Source organism: Buttiauxella sp. A111 (assembly GCF_014189855.1).
Taxonomy (GTDB): domain Bacteria; phylum Pseudomonadota; class Gammaproteobacteria; order Enterobacterales; family Enterobacteriaceae; genus Buttiauxella; species Buttiauxella selenatireducens.
The window spans coordinates 540,373-556,707 of sequence record NZ_BJFN01000001.1 but is presented as its reverse complement, the minus strand read 5'-3'; the positions used below and the strand labels follow the sequence as shown (position 1 = coordinate 556,707).

General features: G+C 49.5%; 15 protein-coding genes. 11 read left to right on the top strand and 4 right to left on the bottom strand.

Annotated features, from left to right (window positions below; all coding sequences use genetic code 11):
- Positions 1-13 precede the first annotated feature (13 nt).
- Together BSPA111_RS02495 and BSPA111_RS02490 are read right to left on the bottom strand one after the other, a co-directional pair.
- Positions 14-517, bottom strand: coding sequence for a non-heme ferritin-like protein (locus tag BSPA111_RS02495; RefSeq protein ID WP_183269627.1), 504 nt, complete (start codon positions 515-517; stop codon positions 14-16).
- A 372-nt stretch (positions 518-889) separates the two neighbouring features.
- The gene (locus tag BSPA111_RS02490) at positions 890-1,756 is read right to left on the bottom strand and encodes an AraC family transcriptional regulator (RefSeq protein ID WP_183269626.1); all 867 of its coding nucleotides are present in this window, start codon (positions 1,754-1,756) and stop codon (positions 890-892) included.
- 228 nt (positions 1,757-1,984) lie between these two features.
- On the opposite strand from BSPA111_RS02490, the gene BSPA111_RS02485 reads away from it, so the two are divergent.
- The 7 genes from BSPA111_RS02485 (at position 1,985) to araH (ending at position 10,915) form a co-directional block, all read left to right on the top strand.
- A complete protein-coding gene (locus tag BSPA111_RS02485) occupies positions 1,985-3,817 on the top strand; it encodes a DUF2264 domain-containing protein (protein WP_183269625.1) in 1,833 nt (610 codons plus the stop codon).
- Positions 3,818-3,836: 19 nt separating this feature from the next.
- Positions 3,837-5,114 carry an oligosaccharide MFS transporter gene (locus BSPA111_RS02480; RefSeq protein ID WP_183269624.1) on the top strand — a complete coding sequence of 426 codons (1,278 nt, stop codon included), beginning with the start codon at positions 3,837-3,839 and terminating at the stop codon, positions 5,112-5,114.
- A 16-nt stretch (positions 5,115-5,130) separates the two neighbouring features.
- The gene (locus tag BSPA111_RS02475) at positions 5,131-6,336 is read left to right on the top strand and encodes a glycoside hydrolase family 88 protein (protein WP_183269623.1); all 1,206 of its coding nucleotides are present in this window, start codon (positions 5,131-5,133) and stop codon (positions 6,334-6,336) included.
- 45 nt (positions 6,337-6,381) lie between these two features.
- Positions 6,382-6,939: a DJ-1 family glyoxalase III gene (locus BSPA111_RS02470; RefSeq protein ID WP_183269622.1), complete on the top strand. Its 558-nt coding sequence runs from the start codon at positions 6,382-6,384 to the stop codon at positions 6,937-6,939.
- Between the two features lie 321 nt (positions 6,940-7,260).
- The gene (locus BSPA111_RS02465) at positions 7,261-8,250 is read left to right on the top strand and encodes an arabinose ABC transporter substrate-binding protein (protein WP_183269621.1); all 990 of its coding nucleotides are present in this window, start codon (positions 7,261-7,263) and stop codon (positions 8,248-8,250) included.
- A 131-nt stretch (positions 8,251-8,381) separates the two neighbouring features.
- Positions 8,382-9,896: an L-arabinose ABC transporter ATP-binding protein AraG gene (gene araG / locus BSPA111_RS02460; protein WP_183269620.1), complete on the top strand. Its 1,515-nt coding sequence runs from the start codon at positions 8,382-8,384 to the stop codon at positions 9,894-9,896.
- A gap of 14 nt (positions 9,897-9,910) precedes the next feature.
- Positions 9,911-10,915 carry an L-arabinose ABC transporter permease AraH gene (araH, locus tag BSPA111_RS02455; RefSeq protein WP_183269619.1) on the top strand — a complete coding sequence of 335 codons (1,005 nt, stop codon included), beginning with the start codon at positions 9,911-9,913 and terminating at the stop codon, positions 10,913-10,915.
- A gap of 114 nt (positions 10,916-11,029) precedes the next feature.
- Here the strand turns inward: araH and BSPA111_RS02450 are convergent, their stop codons facing one another.
- The gene (locus BSPA111_RS02450; protein WP_183269618.1) at positions 11,030-11,239 is read right to left on the bottom strand and encodes a hypothetical protein; all 210 of its coding nucleotides are present in this window, start codon (positions 11,237-11,239) and stop codon (positions 11,030-11,032) included.
- Between the two features lie 478 nt (positions 11,240-11,717).
- Between BSPA111_RS02450 and otsB the strand changes: the two genes are divergently transcribed.
- Together otsB and otsA are read left to right on the top strand one after the other, a co-directional pair.
- Positions 11,718-12,521 carry a trehalose-phosphatase gene (gene otsB, locus BSPA111_RS02445; RefSeq protein ID WP_183269617.1) on the top strand — a complete coding sequence of 268 codons (804 nt, stop codon included), beginning with the start codon at positions 11,718-11,720 and terminating at the stop codon, positions 12,519-12,521.
- A complete protein-coding gene (gene otsA, locus BSPA111_RS02440; protein ID WP_183269616.1) occupies positions 12,496-13,920 on the top strand; it encodes an alpha,alpha-trehalose-phosphate synthase in 1,425 nt (474 codons plus the stop codon). Before otsB ends, otsA begins: the two co-directional genes overlap by 26 nt.
- Positions 13,921-14,118: 198 nt before the next feature.
- Here the strand turns inward: otsA and uspC are convergent, their stop codons facing one another.
- Positions 14,119-14,541, bottom strand: coding sequence for a universal stress protein UspC (gene uspC / locus BSPA111_RS02435; RefSeq protein ID WP_183269615.1), 423 nt, complete (start codon positions 14,539-14,541; stop codon positions 14,119-14,121).
- Positions 14,542-15,342: 801 nt separating this feature from the next.
- On the opposite strand from uspC, the gene flhD reads away from it, so the two are divergent.
- Together flhD and flhC are read left to right on the top strand one after the other, a co-directional pair.
- Positions 15,343-15,693: a flagellar transcriptional regulator FlhD gene (gene flhD, locus BSPA111_RS02430; protein ID WP_183269614.1), complete on the top strand. Its 351-nt coding sequence runs from the start codon at positions 15,343-15,345 to the stop codon at positions 15,691-15,693.
- A gap of 4 nt (positions 15,694-15,697) precedes the next feature.
- Positions 15,698-16,276, top strand: a complete 579-nt coding sequence (gene flhC / locus BSPA111_RS02425) for a flagellar transcriptional regulator FlhC (protein ID WP_183269613.1) — start codon at positions 15,698-15,700, stop codon at positions 16,274-16,276.
- Positions 16,277-16,335: the final 59 nt, after the last annotated feature.

Genomic DNA, 16,335 nt, shown 5'->3' with positions numbered 1-16,335 from the left:
GACCCTAAGGGGCTTAATGTTGCTGATGATTGACGAGATTCGTTAAATGCTCATCGGTCTGGGTCATACACAGGCCGGCTTTATGGGCGCTACGTACTTCGTCGAGAATAGTCGTCAGCAACACGCCTTCTTCTTGCTGCTCCCGATCGACTGTTTTAAGGAAGGTGAGTGTAGGGTAATCTTTCAGGTCGGTCGCTTCAGCGGTGAGTTTCGATAAGGTCACGCAACGCTGGCGATGATCCTCCAGTGTTTGTTCAAACAGCATTTCTAAAGAGTTGCATTCACAGTGTTGAGTATCGATTGCGCCAACAATGGGGGTGCCACCTGCTTGCTTCATGAAATTAAATACGCGCATCATTTGCGTCACATTACTTTGTGCCTGGCCCCTTAAGAAATTTGCGGTGCCGGTTAAACTCTTTTCTGAGCACCAGGCGCTGAGTCGCAAATAAAGGTTAGAGGAACAAAAATCACGGTTTATCTGTAAGTTAAGTCTTTGGACCATTCCGGAATTGGTCATAATATTTTCCTTTTTGACGTGACACATCAGTTAAGCCTGGAATAAAAGCCGTGCCAGAATTCCAATAACGGTGAAGGAAAGGGTTTTCTATAATTATCAGATAAAACAACAGCATCGCATTCATTGTATTTTCATCGGGCAGCGTCATGAATGCATTAATAAAAATAATACCTCTTTTGGGTTATCTATGGAATTATTAATTTTGCTGTTTTAACTCTAATTTTCAAACTGATTCACTATGAAATAATAAAAAACAAAACAAAAAATAACTTTCATGCCGGAATTATAAATATGGACAATTAAATATAATGACGAGAATTGTGATTCGTCTCGTAATAGCAAAATATCAAATAGATACTTTATTGTGTTAGATCATATTTTCAACTCATCGGATAATTTCGCTCGCGACTGCTTTCTGTACTGCAACGGGGTCTGGTTCATCATCTTCTTGAAGCAGGTTATGAAATACGTGACCTCAATAAACCCCACTTCCTGTGCGATGGCGTCAATGCTTAACGGGGAAGTGCGCAACAGGTCGCAACTTTTCTTGAGGCGCCGGGTTAACAAATATTCATGAATGCTGCCCCCGGTCTGCTGGCGGAAAATACGTGAAGTGTAGCTACGCGATAGGCCGACAGACTGCGCCAGTTCATCCAGTGAAAATTTGCCGCTGTAATTATTCTCCACCCATTGCATGATGCGTGATGAAACCGTCTGTTGTTGCGGGATAAATTCCTGCGGCTGTGCGGGCAGGAAGGCCATTATCTGCATCACCATTAATGCAACCTCACTGGCCGTGGAGTGGGCTGTCTGGTCCAGTTTGTCGAACTTACTGAGGATCACCTCCATAAATTCTGCCTGCTCGCTCAAATCATAAATCTGAGCGGGAACATGACTGGCGGCGAGGGCTGAAAACTGCGCCTGCTGGCGCGGGAAAGCTTGCAGAATGCCGATCACCGATGAATGCTCAATGTGCATGGCGGTACGGTGATACTGATTTTTGTCACTGGCCTCGACATGCACCTTGTGTAAGCGGAACGGCGGGAAGATGAACAGTCGACCCGGTCGCGCGGTGTAATGCTGATTATCCACCACAACAATTCCATATCCACTTGAAATATAGAGAAATTCAACACACTGATGCCAGTGGTAATACTGTGCGCTGGATGCTTGCAAACGATGAAATGAGATAACCTGGCTATCGAGCGTAATTCGCTCCATCAATTGTGCTTCACTCATTTCCCCTCCAGGACAATAGATTTAAGTTTTTACGCCATCATTTGTAATTTATTCACCCGCTAAAAAGAAAATGCCAGCAAAATTGAAATGGCGGTTTATTTTTGTGATGTGGCTCACTCTGAGTCGGGATTAAAAGCGACTACTCTGTGCATCAACGCGAAGTATTAGCGCTTAGAAAATATGGATAACAATAACTTACAAAATTCTCGTGTTTGACGGGAGGGTATCTTGCAACCTAAAAACATCACACTAAACAATCGCCTGGAAAGCAGGGGCGATCTCCAAAAACTGGTCAATGAGTTATTGAATGCCGTTTCGCCATTCTTTAAAAAAGACGCCAGTCGGGTTGACCTTGCTAATTTCACAGCACATTACGGCCAGCAGATTGCCAATATGGAAACCTTCTCGCGTTTGCTGTGGGGTGTCACTCCATTACTGGCGGGTGGGCATGAGCCTGAGCATTTCTCTTTCTATATTCAGGCGATTAAAAACGGAACTAACCCGGAACACGCGGATTACTGGGGCGAAGTTGACCCTTGCGACCAGCGCATTGTGGAAATGGCCGCTTACGGATTGTTGCTGGCGGTCGCTCATAAACCGCTGCTGGCGCACTTCAATGAACAAGAAAAGCTGCATCTTTGGCAGTGGTTAAAGCAAAGTGAAAACCAGGCGATTCCAGATAACAACTGGCATTTCTTCCCGATTCTGGTGCAGGTCGGTTTTCATCATTGCGAAATGCCGACCAATGCCGATGCGCTGGAAACGCATTTTGCCGCGATGGAGCGCTATTACCTTGGCGATGGCTGGTATTCAGACGGTCCTGGGCGTCCGCGCGATTACTATATCTCGATGGGCTTCCATTTCTATGGGCTGATCTACGCCAAATTAATGGCAGATGTGGACCCTGAGCGCTGCAAAAAACTTCGTGAACGTGCGGCTCTGTTTGCCACCGATTTTATCCATTTCTTTGCCGACGATGGTTCCGCCATTCCCTTTGGCCGCAGCATGACCTATCGCTTCGCGCAGGCAGCATTCTGGAGTGCAGCCGCGTTTGCTGGGCTTGAAGTCTTTGAGCCGGGCGTGGTGAAGGGCATTGTGATGCGCCATTTGCGCTGGTGGTTGCAACAACCGATGTTCGACAGAGATGGGGTGCTGAGTGTCGGTTACAGCTATCCAAATCTGATCATGGCTGAAGATTACAACGCGCCCGGCTCTCCGTACTGGGGGCTTAAAATCATGCTGGTCATGGCGTTAGGCGAAGAAGATGCGTTCTGGCAGGCGCAAGAATTGCCGCTGCCACCGCGTGATGCGCACCATAGCATCCCTCATGCTGCGCAAATTCTGGTTCATCAGCCTAACCATTTATGGATGCTGACTTCCGGGCAGCTTGAGCTGAACAACTTCGTTAATACCGAAGCCAAATACTGCAAATTTGCCTACTCCACGCGCTACGGTTTCACCATTGAACGTGGCCGTTACGGGCTTAATCATGCCGCGCCAGATTCGATGCTACTGCTATCGGAGAAAGACGATTACTGGCGTGGACGTCGCGATTGCGAGAGCGTCACCACCGCTGATGGCATGATTTACAGCCGTTGGCAGCCGTGGAGTGATGTGACTATCGACACCTGGTTGTTGCCATTGGGCGACTGGCAAGTGCGCGTCCACCACCTCAAAACTGCGCGTGAACTGGATGCCGTTGAAGGCGGGTTTAGTGTGCCTAACCGTCCACTGCCACAGGTCCAGGCAGCACAGGCGGTATGTCAGGTGACAACGCATGACGATATTAGCGCCGTTTATTGCTTAAGCCCGCAACCTCGTCGCGGCGAGCAGGTTGTGACACCACCAAACAGCAACCTGTTGTTTGCTGAACGGGCCGCTATTCCATTGCTACGCGGTGAGTTGACTGTCGGGACACACATGCTGGTCAGCGCCGTTTGGGCGGGTGATGCGAGCGCGTTTGACCCACATTCATGCCCACAAGCTGAGATCCGCGAGGGTGTGGTCAGCGTGGTGATGGGCAGTCATGAAAAGCACATTACGTTACATAAATTGCCGTGATGATTCAGGAGAAACATCAATGAACAAGTCGTCACTCACGCGTACCGCTCAAGTAAAAATGAGCAGCTTTATTTTTCTCTACTTCTTTACCTGGTCTTCAAGCTTCGGGCTGTATGCCCTGTGGCTGAGCCAAAAAGTCGGTTTGGACAGCATTACCATCGGTAGCGTTTTTGCCATCAACGGCGTCTTTGCCGTCATGATGAAGCCAGTCTACGGCTACATCATGGACAAAATTGGCATGAGCAAGTGGCTGTTGTACGGTGTTTGCGCCGTATCGGCACTGATGGCTCCGTTCTTTACCTTCGTCTATCAGCCGTTATTACTCTCTCACACCATGGTGGGGATCTTCATTGGTGCAATCTACCTGAGCCTGGGGTGGTATGCCGGTGTTGCCGCGTCCGAATCCTATGCTGACCGCTTTAGCCGTCTGTATGGTCTTGAGTTTGGCCGCATTCGTATGTGGGGCTCGCTTGGCTGGGCAATGGCTGCTTCGGTTTCCGGTTTACTGTTCAACTACACGCCGCTGGCAAACTTCCTCGTCAGTAGTACGACTTCAGTCCTGATGCTGTTGGTTTTGGTTAGCCTCAAGATTGGTGATGAGCAACTGCGTAATAACAACATCATTTCATCGAACAAAATTGTGTTTACCGATGTGCTGATGCTGATGAAGAACAGCAAGTTCTGGATGTTCAGCCTGTATGTCGCGGGTGTGGCATGGATGATGTTTATCGCCGAACAGCAATTCCCACGCTATTTCGTTTCATTCTTTGAAACCAAAGAGCAGGGTAATGCCTGGTACGGCTACCTGAGCACCGTACAGTCCGGCACGGAATTTGTGATGATGATGTTCATCCCGTTGCTGGTAAACCATTACGGCGCCAAAAAAGGCCTGTTGTTCTGCGGCATTGTGGTCGGCGCACGCCTGATTGCTTCTGGCCTGGCAACGGACCCACTGGTTATTTCGATTATCAAACCGTTATACGGTATTGAGATCTCACTGCTGCTTATCTCGGTATTCAAATACATTGCGGAGCATTTCGATAAGAAAATCAACGCCACCATGTATTTGCTGGGTTACCAGGCAATGCTCTACGTCGGCTCTGTGGTTGTGGCGCCGCCAGCAGGTTACCTTTACGACAAAATTGGCTTCGGGAACACCTACTTAATAATGGGAAGCTGTGCCCTGGTATTCACGTTCATCTCTGCTTTCACACTGTCTCGTTGTCAGTCAAAACGCGATGAATCCAGCTTTCTTAAACCCGCTTTAAATTCTGCTCCGGTAGAACCCGCTAAATAAAATGTCAGGAGAAGTTATGACCCATATTACAGTCACTGAAAAAGTCGTGACCGAGGCACTGCGCCCGATTGAATTGCACCAGGTTGACCGTCTGGCACTGAATCGCAAACTGGATGCTGCTTTACAGAGCGTCACCAAAAAACTGGATAAAAACATCGCCGCGTTCGGTGACAAATTCCCGAATGAAAACTGTGAAGGCGGCAAATGGCAGCCTTCTGATAACGTTGAGTGGACCACCAGTTTTTGGACTGGCCAGCTGTGGCTTGCCTGGGAGATGACCGGGGATGATAAATACCGTCAGGCTGCCGAACGTTATCTGCCTTCGTATGCTGAACGTATCGAAAACCGTATCGATACCGCGACCCATGACCTTGGCTTCCTGTATACGTTGTCTTGCGTCAATGCCTGGCGTTTAACCGGCAATGAAGAAGCTCGTCAAACGGCGCTGCATGCGGCTGACGTATTAATGGATCGTTACAATCCGGTGGCCAAAATCATTCAGGCGTGGGGTGATTTGAATGATCCAGAACAACAGGGCCGGATGATTATTGACTGTAATATGAACCTCCCGCTGCTTTATTGGGCAAGCCAGCAAACCGGTGATGCGCGTTATGCAGAAGCGGCAACGGCGCACTCACAGCAGGCTGCGAAGTATATCGTCCGTCCGGATGCGTCCACCTTCCACACCTTCTATATGGATGTGAATACCGGCGAACCACGCTTTGGCAATACACACCAGGGTTTCAGTGACAGCTCATGCTGGTCGCGTGGGCAAGCGTGGGGCATTTATGGCTTCATGCTGAGCTACCTGTATACCGGCGACAAGAGCATGGTGGAGTTGAGCCGTAAGCTTGCGCACTACTTCATCAACCGTTTGCCAGAAGATGATGTTTGTCACTGGGATCTGGCGTTGCTGGGGACCGACGCGGTTCGCGATAGCTCTGCTGCTGCGATTACGGCGTGTGGTTTGCTTGAACTGATTAAAGCGTTGCCAGTGCAAGACGAGCATCGCGCCCATTACGAAGAGATGGCGCTGCGTATCATCGAGTCACTGACCGATAACTATCTGGCGCGTGACGACGAAGCGTGTGAGGGGTTGCTGAAACACTCTGTTTATCACATGGCAAGCGGCAAAGGCGTTGATGAATGCTGTAGCTGGGGAGACTATTTCTACCTTGAAGCACTGACACGCGTGCGCCAGGTATGGAATCTTTACTGGTAAATATTTCGCCCCCGCGGTCATGCGGGGGCAACATGGAGAGTCGAGATGAAAACCGTTGCAGTCCTGTTGGCCCCTGGTTTTGAAGAAGGGGAAGCCATTGTCACTATTGATATTTTACGTCGCCTGAAAATTGAAGTGCGCACACTGTCATGCGTGGATACCCGTGCAGTGGTTAGTTACCATGATATTCCGATGGTTGCGGATGCCACCTTAAGTGAATGTTTTGATGAAACCTTTGATGCGGTGGTATTGCCAGGCGGCCCGGCAGGCAGCGTCTTTTTGGCGGGCAGTGAGAGTGTGATTGCCTTTGTGCGCCGTCATGACGAACTGGGCAAATTCATCTGCCCAATTTGTTCCGCAGCGGCGCGCGTACTGGGCGGTAATGGTTTGCTGAAAGGCCGTCGTTATGTCTGTTCCGGTGATTTATGGCAGCAGGTCACCGACGGGGAATATGTCGACGCCGACGTGGTTGAAGACGGTAACCTGATTAGCGGCAGAGGACTGGGTAAAGTGTTTGATTTTGCCCTGACCGTGGCAGCTCGACTGGAAGGGGATGAAGCCCCAGCACGTGACCACGCGGATCATATTTATTATCCGTGGTGACAGACCCAGAACGTTGGCGGGAAAGCGCAAGGCTTTACCCGCCTTTTAGTTATAGATCGCATTATCCACTTCCTCGCTAATTTTATGGACAAACTTGCTAATCGCGGTTTTATTTGTCCGACATTTCACCGTGTTTTTATGTCTTTAATAGCTGAATACATGCACGGTTTTACTGTATTTCTGCTGTGTGATTCGGCTCTCCTATGGATTATTAATTTCCCGCTACAACTACTTCAGCCCAGAAAGTAAAAGCCCACACGGCTAATGGCTTGTTTTAACTAAACCTTACCCTACAGATAATAAAATCGAGCTGGAGTACACATGCACAAATTTACTAAAGCGCTGGCGGCCCTTGGCATCGCTGCGGTTATGTCACAATCCGCTATTGCAGAAACCATGAAGCTCGGTTTTCTGGTTAAACAGCCAGAAGAACCGTGGTTCCAGACCGAGTGGAAGTTTGCTGATAAAGCGGGGAAAGATCTCGGTTTTGAAGTGATTAAGATTGCGGTTCCAGATGGTGAGAAAACGCTGAACGCCATCGACAGCCTGGCCGCCAGTGGCGCGAAAGGCTTTGTGATTTGCACCCCAGATCCCAAACTCGGCTCCGCGATTGTTGCTAAAGCAAAAAGTTACGACATGAAAGTGATTGCCGTGGATGACCAATTCGTGACCGCCAAAGGTGCGCCGATGGAAACCGTGCCGTTAGTGATGATGGCAGCAACCAAAATCGGTGAACGTCAGGGGCAAGAACTCTACAAAGAGATGCAAAAACGTGGCTGGGACGTGAAAGAGTCAGCGGTCATGGCGATTACAGCGGATGAACTCGACACGGCACGTCGCCGCACTTCTGGCTCGATGGACGCCCTGAAAGCCGCCGGTTTCCCGGAAAAACAAATCTATAAAGTGCCGACCAAATCTAACGACATCCCTGGGGCATTCGATGCGGCAAACTCAATGCTGGTACAACATCCAGAAGTGAAACACTGGCTGATTGTCGGCATGAATGACAACACCGTACTGGGCGGCGTGCGCGCCACAGAAGGGCAGGGCTTTAAAGCGCCGGATGTGATTGGCGTCGGTATCAACGGTGTTGATGCGGTAAGCGAACTGTCGAAAGCTCAGGCGACCGGTTTCTACGGCTCGCTGCTGCCAAGCCCGGACGTTCACGGTTATAAGAGCAGCGAAATGCTCTACAACTGGGTGACGAAAGGCGCTGAACCACCGAAATTCACCGAAGTGACCGACGTGGTACTGATCACGCGTGACAACTTTAAAGAAGAGCTGGCGAAAAAAGGCCTCGGCGGTAAGTAATCTCCGAAAATCCGGTGGATGACACTGTGTTTATCCACTCTACAAGCCCGAACCGTAGAGTGGATAAATGTTAGTGCCATCCACCCACCGGTGGTCAGTCGTTCAACCCTGGGTAAAGCAAAGGGTCAATCATGCAACAGCACACTCCGTATCTCTCTTTTCGTGGTATAGGCAAAACCTTCCCCGGCGTGAAAGCTTTACAGGACATCAGTTTCGACTGCTATGCCGGGCAAGTTCACGCTCTGATGGGGGAGAATGGCGCAGGAAAATCAACGCTTCTAAAGATCCTCAGCGGGAACTACGCGCCGAGTGAAGGCAGCATCGTCCTGCGTGGTGAAGAGGTCACTTTTGCCGATACGCCCGCCGCACTCAATGCTGGCGTGGCGATTATTTATCAGGAACTCCACCTGATACCGGAAATGTCGGTAGCCGAAAATATTTACCTCGGGCAACTGCCGCATAAAGCAGGTTTTGTGAACCGTTCGCTATTGAATTACGAAGCGAAATTGCAGCTTGAGCATCTTGGGCTGGATATTGATCCGACCACACCGCTCAAATATTTGTCCATCGGTCAGTGGCAGATGGTGGAAATCGCCAAGGCACTGGCGCGCAATGCAAAAGTGATCGCCTTCGATGAGCCGACCAGTTCTCTGTCGCGCCGTGAAATCGACAACTTGTTCCGCGTGATTCGTGAATTGCGTGCCGAAGGCCGTGTCATCCTCTACGTTTCGCATCGTATGGAAGAAATTTTCGCCCTCAGCGACGCGATTACCGTGTTCAAAGATGGGCGTTACGTACGCACGTTTGATGATATGGAGCAGGTCAATCATGACTCGCTGGTGCAGGCGATGGTCGGGCGCGATCTGGGTGATATTTACGGCTGGAAACCGCGTGAGCATGGCGCTGAGCGCTTGCGACTTGTGAACGTAAAAGCCCCGGGGGTACGCACTCCCATTTCGCTTACGGTCCGCCGTGGTGAAATCGTTGGGTTGTTTGGTCTGGTGGGCGCTGGGCGAAGTGAATTAATGAAGGGGATGTTTGGCGGCACGCGCATCACCGACGGCAGCGTGCAGATTGATGGCGAGGTGATAAACATCAACAAACCCGCCGACGCGATTCGTGCTGGCATGATGCTGTGCCCGGAAGACCGTAAAGCTGATGGCATCATTCCGGTGCACTCGGTGCGCGACAATATCAATATCAGTGCGCGGCGAAAGCATATCAGCGCAGGTTGTCTGATTAATAACCGTTGGGAAGCGGACAACGCGGCGTCACACATTCGTTCCCTGAATATCAAAACCCCTTCAGCGGAACAACTGATCATGAATCTCTCCGGCGGTAACCAGCAAAAAGCGATTTTAGGACGCTGGCTGTCAGAGGAGATGAAAGTGATTTTGCTCGATGAGCCTACACGCGGCATCGACGTTGGTGCTAAACACGAAATCTATAACGTCATTTATGCCCTGGCTGAACAAGGTGTAGCAGTGCTGTTTGCGTCAAGCGATTTGCCTGAAGTGTTAGGACTTGCCGATCGCATCATTGTGATGCGCGAAGGGGAAATAGCCGGTGAATTGCACCATGGCGAGGCCAATGAACAGCAAGCACTGAGTCTCGCGATGCCCAAAACCAGCGCATCTGCTGCATGAGTAAGGAGAGAAAAATGTCTGCATTAACGCCATCATCAACAAATACATCATCTGGCGACAACAAGAAAAAGTCGTCTCTGAGTCTCGGTCGCATTTGGGACAACTACGGCATGCTGGTGGTGTTTGCGGTGCTGTTTATCGCCTGCGCCATTTTCGTACCCAACTTCTCTTCTTTCGTGAATATGAAGGGCTTGGGGCTGGCTATTTCGATGTCGGGCATGGTGGCCTGTGGCATGTTGTTCTGCCTGGCATCAGGTGATTTCGACTTGTCAGTCGCCTCCGTGATTGCCTGTTCTGGGGTCACCACGGCGGTGGTTATCAATATGACTGAAAGCCTGTGGATTGGCGTGGCGGCAGGATTGTTGCTGGGTGTGTTAAGTGGCCTGGTCAACGGTTTTGTTATCGCCAGGCTTAAAATCAACGCGCTGATTACCACACTCGCCACCATGCAGATTGTACGCGGCCTGGCATACATTATTTCGGACGGTAAAGCGGTCGGTATCGAAGATGAGCGTTTCTTTACGCTGGGCTATGCCAACTGGTTGGGTCTGCCTGCGCCAATCTGGTTGACGGTAGGCTGTCTGATTATCTTTGGTTTCTTGCTCAATAAAACCACCTTTGGCCGCAATACGCTGGCGATTGGCGGCAATGAGGAAGCGGCTCGTCTGGCGGGTGTGCCGGTGGTGCGTACCAAAATCATCATCTTTATTCTCTCCGGGTTAGTCTCAGCCGCAGCGGGGATAATCCTTGCTTCGCGGATGACCAGCGGCCAGCCGATGACCTCGATCGGCTACGAGTTGATTGTGATTTCAGCCTGTGTGTTGGGGGGCGTATCGCTGAAAGGGGGGATCGGTAAGATTTCCTACGTGATTGCCGGTATTTTGATTCTTGGCACTGTAGAAAATGCCATGAATTTGCTGAATATTTCACCTTTCTCGCAATATGTGGTGCGTGGGTTGATTCTGCTGGCGGCGGTTATTTTTGACCGTTACAAGCAGAAAGCGAAACGGGCTGTTTAAGCGAGTTCGCTCATTGTTTGTGCATCGTGAGATCTGTAATGCCGAGGTGTTTCCGTTCACCCGTGCGGCTGATTATCTCTGTAACCGTTGTTAACGGTGAACGTGCCAGGTGGCTCACGCCAGCCCCCTGGCAACCCCGGCGCCCGGCAAGTCAATCGCCGCTACGCGGTAAACACCGTTTTTCACCCAACATTCGCGGTCGTTCGCGATTCGTTCCCGACGATCGCTCTCTTTCGCCGCTCCCGGCGGCTCAACCACGACTGAAGGGTAAAAAACGGCGCGATTGAAGCCGGAACCAACGTCAACGTCAAAACCTAAGGTCAAAAGCCAAACCGGTTTTGACCTTGTCCCCGGTATAAATTGCCCCAGTGTTCCCCATAAGTCAGGGTGGCGTGGTCGGGAACCACGCCAGTGAGCGATCGCCGGGAGCGAGTCGCGAACGACCCTGAACGTTGGGGATAAGCTGGGGTTTACCGCGAAGCGGCAATTTAAAACCGGGCGCCGAGGTCGCCAGGAGGGTGGCGTAACCCTCCTGGCACGTTCACCGTTCACAACGGTTGCAGGGATAATCCAACGCGCGGGTGAACATAACCTTCCGATACTGACAAAGTGCCACCGGCACCGGAACCATCACCGCTTCCAACATAAACAACTAAACCTCGTCTCGAAGAGATGATTGCATCCCCCCCGATTATTCCTGGAAAATTGCGACACCCGTCACCCTGTCTATACTTACATGGCTAATCATCATCACTCGTTACCGTTATGGTGGCGTGATTAACTGTGTAAGGAGGAGCCGCTGGTGGCTGATGTATCTTCTGTACCACCTCTACTTTCAGGAAACCTTGCCTTTTTCTTTGACCTCGATGGCACGCTTGCAGAAATCAAACCGCACCCGGATCAAGTCACCATTCCGGCCGCAGTGCGTACGTTGCTGCAAAAAATCTCCATTATGAGCGATGGGGCACTGGCATTGATTTCAGGGCGCTCAATGGCTGAGCTCGATAAACTCGCGACGCCATTTCACTTCCCGCTTGCGGGAGTGCATGGCGCTGAGCGCCGTGATATCAATGATAAAACCCACGTTGTGACCCTACCTGAGCCTGTTGTATCTGCACTCCAGCAACAATTAACTGAAGCGCTATTGCAGTTCCCGGGTACGGATTTAGAAGCCAAGGGCATGGCCTTTGCGCTCCATTACCGCCATGCACCCGAGGCGGCAGACGCGATCTTACAATTGGCACAGTCGATGACGCTGCGCTACCCCGAACTGGCGTTGCAACCGGGGAAATGTGTAGTGGAGTTAAAACCGTTGGGAATCGATAAAGGTGCTGCGATTCGCGCCTTTATGCAGGAAGCACCCTTTGCGGGTAGAACCCCTGTCTTCATAGGAGACGACCTCACGGATGAGGCGGGATTTAAACAGGTCAATGCGCTGGGCGGGTTGACCATTAAAGTCGGTAGTGGTGAGACCATTGCCCATTATCGACTGGCCAATGTTCGCATGGTTTATCACTGGCTTGGAAAATTAACTCATCACATAGAACAACAAAAGTCAGCCATTTCACGGGGAGAAGATTATGAGTCGCTTAGTGGTAGTCTCTAATCGCATTGCACCACCGGATGATAAAAAAACCAGTGCCGGTGGCCTGGCGGTGGGCATTTTAGGCGCATTAAAAACGGCGGGTGGATTATGGTTTGGCTGGAGCGGCGAGGTAGGGGATCCTGATGCTGCTTTAAAAAAGACCAAGCGCGGCAACATTACCTGGGCATCCTTCAATCTCAGCCAGGAAGATTACGAAAGCTATTATCTGCAATTCTCTAACGCCGTACTTTGGCCCGCGTTTCACTACCGTTTGGATCTGGTCGATTTTCAGCGCGAAGCCTGGGAAGGCTATCGTCGGGTCAATACGTTGTTGGTAAGCAAATTAAAACCGCTACTGGAAGAAGATGACATCCTGTGGGTGCATGACTACCACTTGCTGCCTTTTGCTGCTGAATGCCGTAAACAGGGGCTCGATCACCGTATCGGTTTCTTCTTACATATCCCGTTCCCCACTCCTGAAATTTTCAACGCGCTGCCGCCACATGAAGAGCTTATCGAGGCGCTGTGTGAATACGATTTGCTGGGCTTCCAGACGGAAAACGACAGGCAGGCTTTCCTCGATTGTGTCGCCTCTCAAACGCGCCTCGACCATCAGGGTAAAAACCAATATCAGGCGTTCGGCAACACGTTTTGTGCCGAGGTTTACCCAATAGGTATTGAGCCGCAGGAGATCAAAAAGAACGCACAAGGGCCGTTACCTCCGAAGCTTGCGCAACTCAAAGCCGAACTGGGCAGTATCAAAAATATCTTCTCGGTGGAGCGGCTGGATTATTCCAAAGGGTTGCCAGAGCGCTTTCTCGCATTTGAAGCATTGCTGGAAAACTTCCCGCAGCATCACGGTAAAATTCGTTATACGCAAATCGCACCGACCTCGCGTGGCGATGTGCAAGCGTATCAGGACATTCGTCACCAACTGGAAACCGAAGCGGGGCGCATCAACGGTAAATACGGCCAGTTGGGCTGGACACCGCTGTACTATTTAAATCAGCACTTTGACCGCAAACTGGTGATGAAAGTGTTCCGTCACGCTGATGTCGGTTTAGTCACACCGCTGCGCGATGGGATGAATCTGGTGGCGAAAGAGTATGTAGCCGCACAAGATCCGGCAAATCCAGGTGTACTGGTGTTGTCAAAATTTGCCGGTGCGGCGCATGAGTTGTCGTCGGCACTTATCGTTAACCCCTACGACCGTGATGAAGTCGCGGCTGCACTGGACAGGGCATTGACGATGCCGCTCGCCGAACGTATTGCACGTCATAGCGAAATGATGGCGGTGATTGAGAAGAACGATATTCATCACTGGCAAAAGAGGTTTATTGGGGATTTAAAGCAGGCGGCGCCACGCAGTGATAAGTCTCAATTGGACAAAAAGGTGGCGACGTTTCCTAAGCTGGCGTGAGCCGTTTTTACTCGCGTAAGCCGAGTTCTGGAGAATGTATCAGGGAAGCTAATTTAAGCTCCCTTGATACATTTGTTTATCGCGTGCAGAGGTCTTTGTTCCGGGGTTCGAAATATCCGCACAATGTGAAATAGTAATGTGTGTCTAATTTTTTCTTATATATTGCGCTAAAAGAGCATGACTTATCTTAAATCGGCCTTATCTCAGCGGAACCAACAGTACATCCACCTTGCTTGACTCCACCACAGCCTTCGCGGAGCAAATTATCTTGCTGAAAAAGGTTTGATTGTGGTTGCCGCAAATCACTAAATCCACCGAACCCTTATTACAAATTGCCATTATGTGCTCACTTAATTCGCCCGTAGCAATAACGGTTTGTGCAATGGGGTAATGGGCTTTCTCGATCAATTCATCAATAAAAATTTGTGTCTCTTCAAGCATTAATTCCCGAAGGTTTTCCAGCATTGGCGCGGCGAATTGATTATAGAGTTCGGGTTCTGAAGCGAGCGTAATCAGTGTGATTTTCCCATTAACGGGCTGAGCAATGGAGACCGCACGAGCCACCAATAAATGACTTTCCGGGCTGATGGCGACAGCAACCAGTATATGTTTGTAGCTCATTACAACCTCCTGTTGCCTGATAATCAGACGGTTAACATTTTCCTACATCAAACACCATTTTTACGCAAGGACAGTAACCATGTAAAACGTGAGCCTGCTCATGAAAAATGATTAATAACGCTAATGTAAAATAGTTGTAATGGAAATGTAATGCATAGATTGTTCATTTATCCATCAAACATTCGTATCATTTTTCGTGCATTTACGACCGACTCGCTTTCACTGAGGATTTATTCGATTTCATCGTCAAAACATAACATTACAAGGTGTTGTGTACTGAAGATGGCGTGATTGTCAGGATTTTTGTTGGTGAATGGAAAAATGCGATATAAATCACATGGCTAAGCCAGGGTCAGGACCCGTTATGAAGAGTAAGTCATTAGATTGTTAGCCAGAAGAAAACCAAATACCAGATTATGGTAACGGATATTCCCAATCTGCTCGTAAAACGCTCAATTGAAAAGTCTTTCTGATGTTTGAGGAGGATGCATAAAGTAAATATATGTGATCTGCGTCACATAAACTTGAAAATTCGTCGGCACCCGCATTGTATGTCTAAAAGGCTACGAGTAGAGTTTGCGCGGAATTAGGAAAAATCTTAATTTCTTACAAAAAATTTACGCTCAGATAAAACGCACTTACAAGGACGTCTCCACCGCATTTTGTATCGGTGGTTTCAGTGCATGTTATCGGTTAAATAATGAGCTTTTTTGGTAGGTTTAATTTTAACCGGGATTTCCCGGCGACTCACGGGGTGCGGTAAAGCCGCATGTATAAAAGTAAGTTTTTCAGGATGACAAAATGCATACATCCGAGTTGTTAAAACATATCTACGATATTAATTTGTCGTATTTACTTCTTGCTCAGCGCCTTATTAACGGCGACAAACCCTCCGCAATGTTTCGTTTGGGCGTAACAGAAGAAATGGCAAATACCCTTAGCGAATTAACCTTGCCACAAATGGTGAAATTAGCGGAAACCAATCAACTGATTTGTCAGTTCCGTTTTAGTGATAACCAAACCATCACTCGTTTAACACAAGACTCACGTGTGGATGATTTACAGCAAATTCACACCGGCATTTTGTTATCCACCCGCTTATTAAATGAGGTGTCCCCGATAGACGAGGCATCTCGCAAAAAAAGGGCGTAACAAAATGAGCGAGAAAAGTATTGTTCAGGAAGCCCGCGACATACAACTGGCGATGGAATTAATCACGCTAGGCGCTCGATTGCAGATGCTTGAGAGCGAAACACAATTAAGCCGTGGCAGACTAATCAAACTTTATAAAGAGCTCCGTGGCAGTCCTCCGCCGAAAGGTATGCTGCCTTTTTCTACCGACTGGTTTATGACCTGGGAGCAAAATATCCATGCTTCCATGTTTTGTAACACCTGGCAGTTTTTGTTACGCACCGGATTATGTTCCGGCGTTGACGCGGTCATTAAAGCTTACCGCCTGTATCTTGAACAGTGCCCGGCACAAGAAGGTGGCCCGCTATTAGCACTGACTCGCGCCTGGACACTGGTGCGTTTTGTTGAAAGCCACATGCTTGAATTGAGCAGCTGCAACTGCTGCGGGGGTAATTTTATTACCCATGCACACCAACCCGCAGGTAGCTTTGCTTGCAGTTTGTGCCAGCCTCCATCCAGAGCAGTAAAAAGACGTAAACTTTCTACGAATACTGCCGATATTATTCCACAACTGCTGGATGAACAGGTCAAACAGGCCGTTTAACAGTTCGGTGTGGATAAACACTCCAGCAGCGATAAGCAATTATCGCTGCTTTTTTTTGC

Bases quoted from the DNA above. Each gene is read 5' to 3' on its own strand.
- otsA (WP_183269616.1), top strand. From the start codon at position 12,496: ATGAGTCGCTTAGTGGTAGTCTCTAATCGCATTGCACCACCGGATGAT.
- uspC (WP_183269615.1), bottom strand. From the start codon at position 14,541: ATGAGCTACAAACATATACTGGTTGCTGTCGCCATCAGCCCGGAAAGT.
- BSPA111_RS02475 (WP_183269623.1), top strand. From the start codon at position 5,131: ATGACCCATATTACAGTCACTGAAAAAGTCGTGACCGAGGCACTGCGC.
- BSPA111_RS02490 (WP_183269626.1), bottom strand. From the start codon at position 1,756: ATGAGTGAAGCACAATTGATGGAGCGAATTACGCTCGATAGCCAGGTT.
- BSPA111_RS02470 (WP_183269622.1), top strand. From the start codon at position 6,382: ATGAAAACCGTTGCAGTCCTGTTGGCCCCTGGTTTTGAAGAAGGGGAA.
- BSPA111_RS02495 (WP_183269627.1), bottom strand. From the start codon at position 517: ATGACCAATTCCGGAATGGTCCAAAGACTTAACTTACAGATAAACCGT.
- flhD (WP_183269614.1), top strand. From the start codon at position 15,343: ATGCATACATCCGAGTTGTTAAAACATATCTACGATATTAATTTGTCG.
- flhC (WP_183269613.1), top strand. From the start codon at position 15,698: ATGAGCGAGAAAAGTATTGTTCAGGAAGCCCGCGACATACAACTGGCG.
- BSPA111_RS02465 (WP_183269621.1), top strand. From the start codon at position 7,261: ATGCACAAATTTACTAAAGCGCTGGCGGCCCTTGGCATCGCTGCGGTT.
- araH (WP_183269619.1), top strand. From the start codon at position 9,911: ATGTCTGCATTAACGCCATCATCAACAAATACATCATCTGGCGACAAC.
- BSPA111_RS02480 (WP_183269624.1), top strand. From the start codon at position 3,837: ATGAACAAGTCGTCACTCACGCGTACCGCTCAAGTAAAAATGAGCAGC.
- araG (WP_183269620.1), top strand. From the start codon at position 8,382: ATGCAACAGCACACTCCGTATCTCTCTTTTCGTGGTATAGGCAAAACC.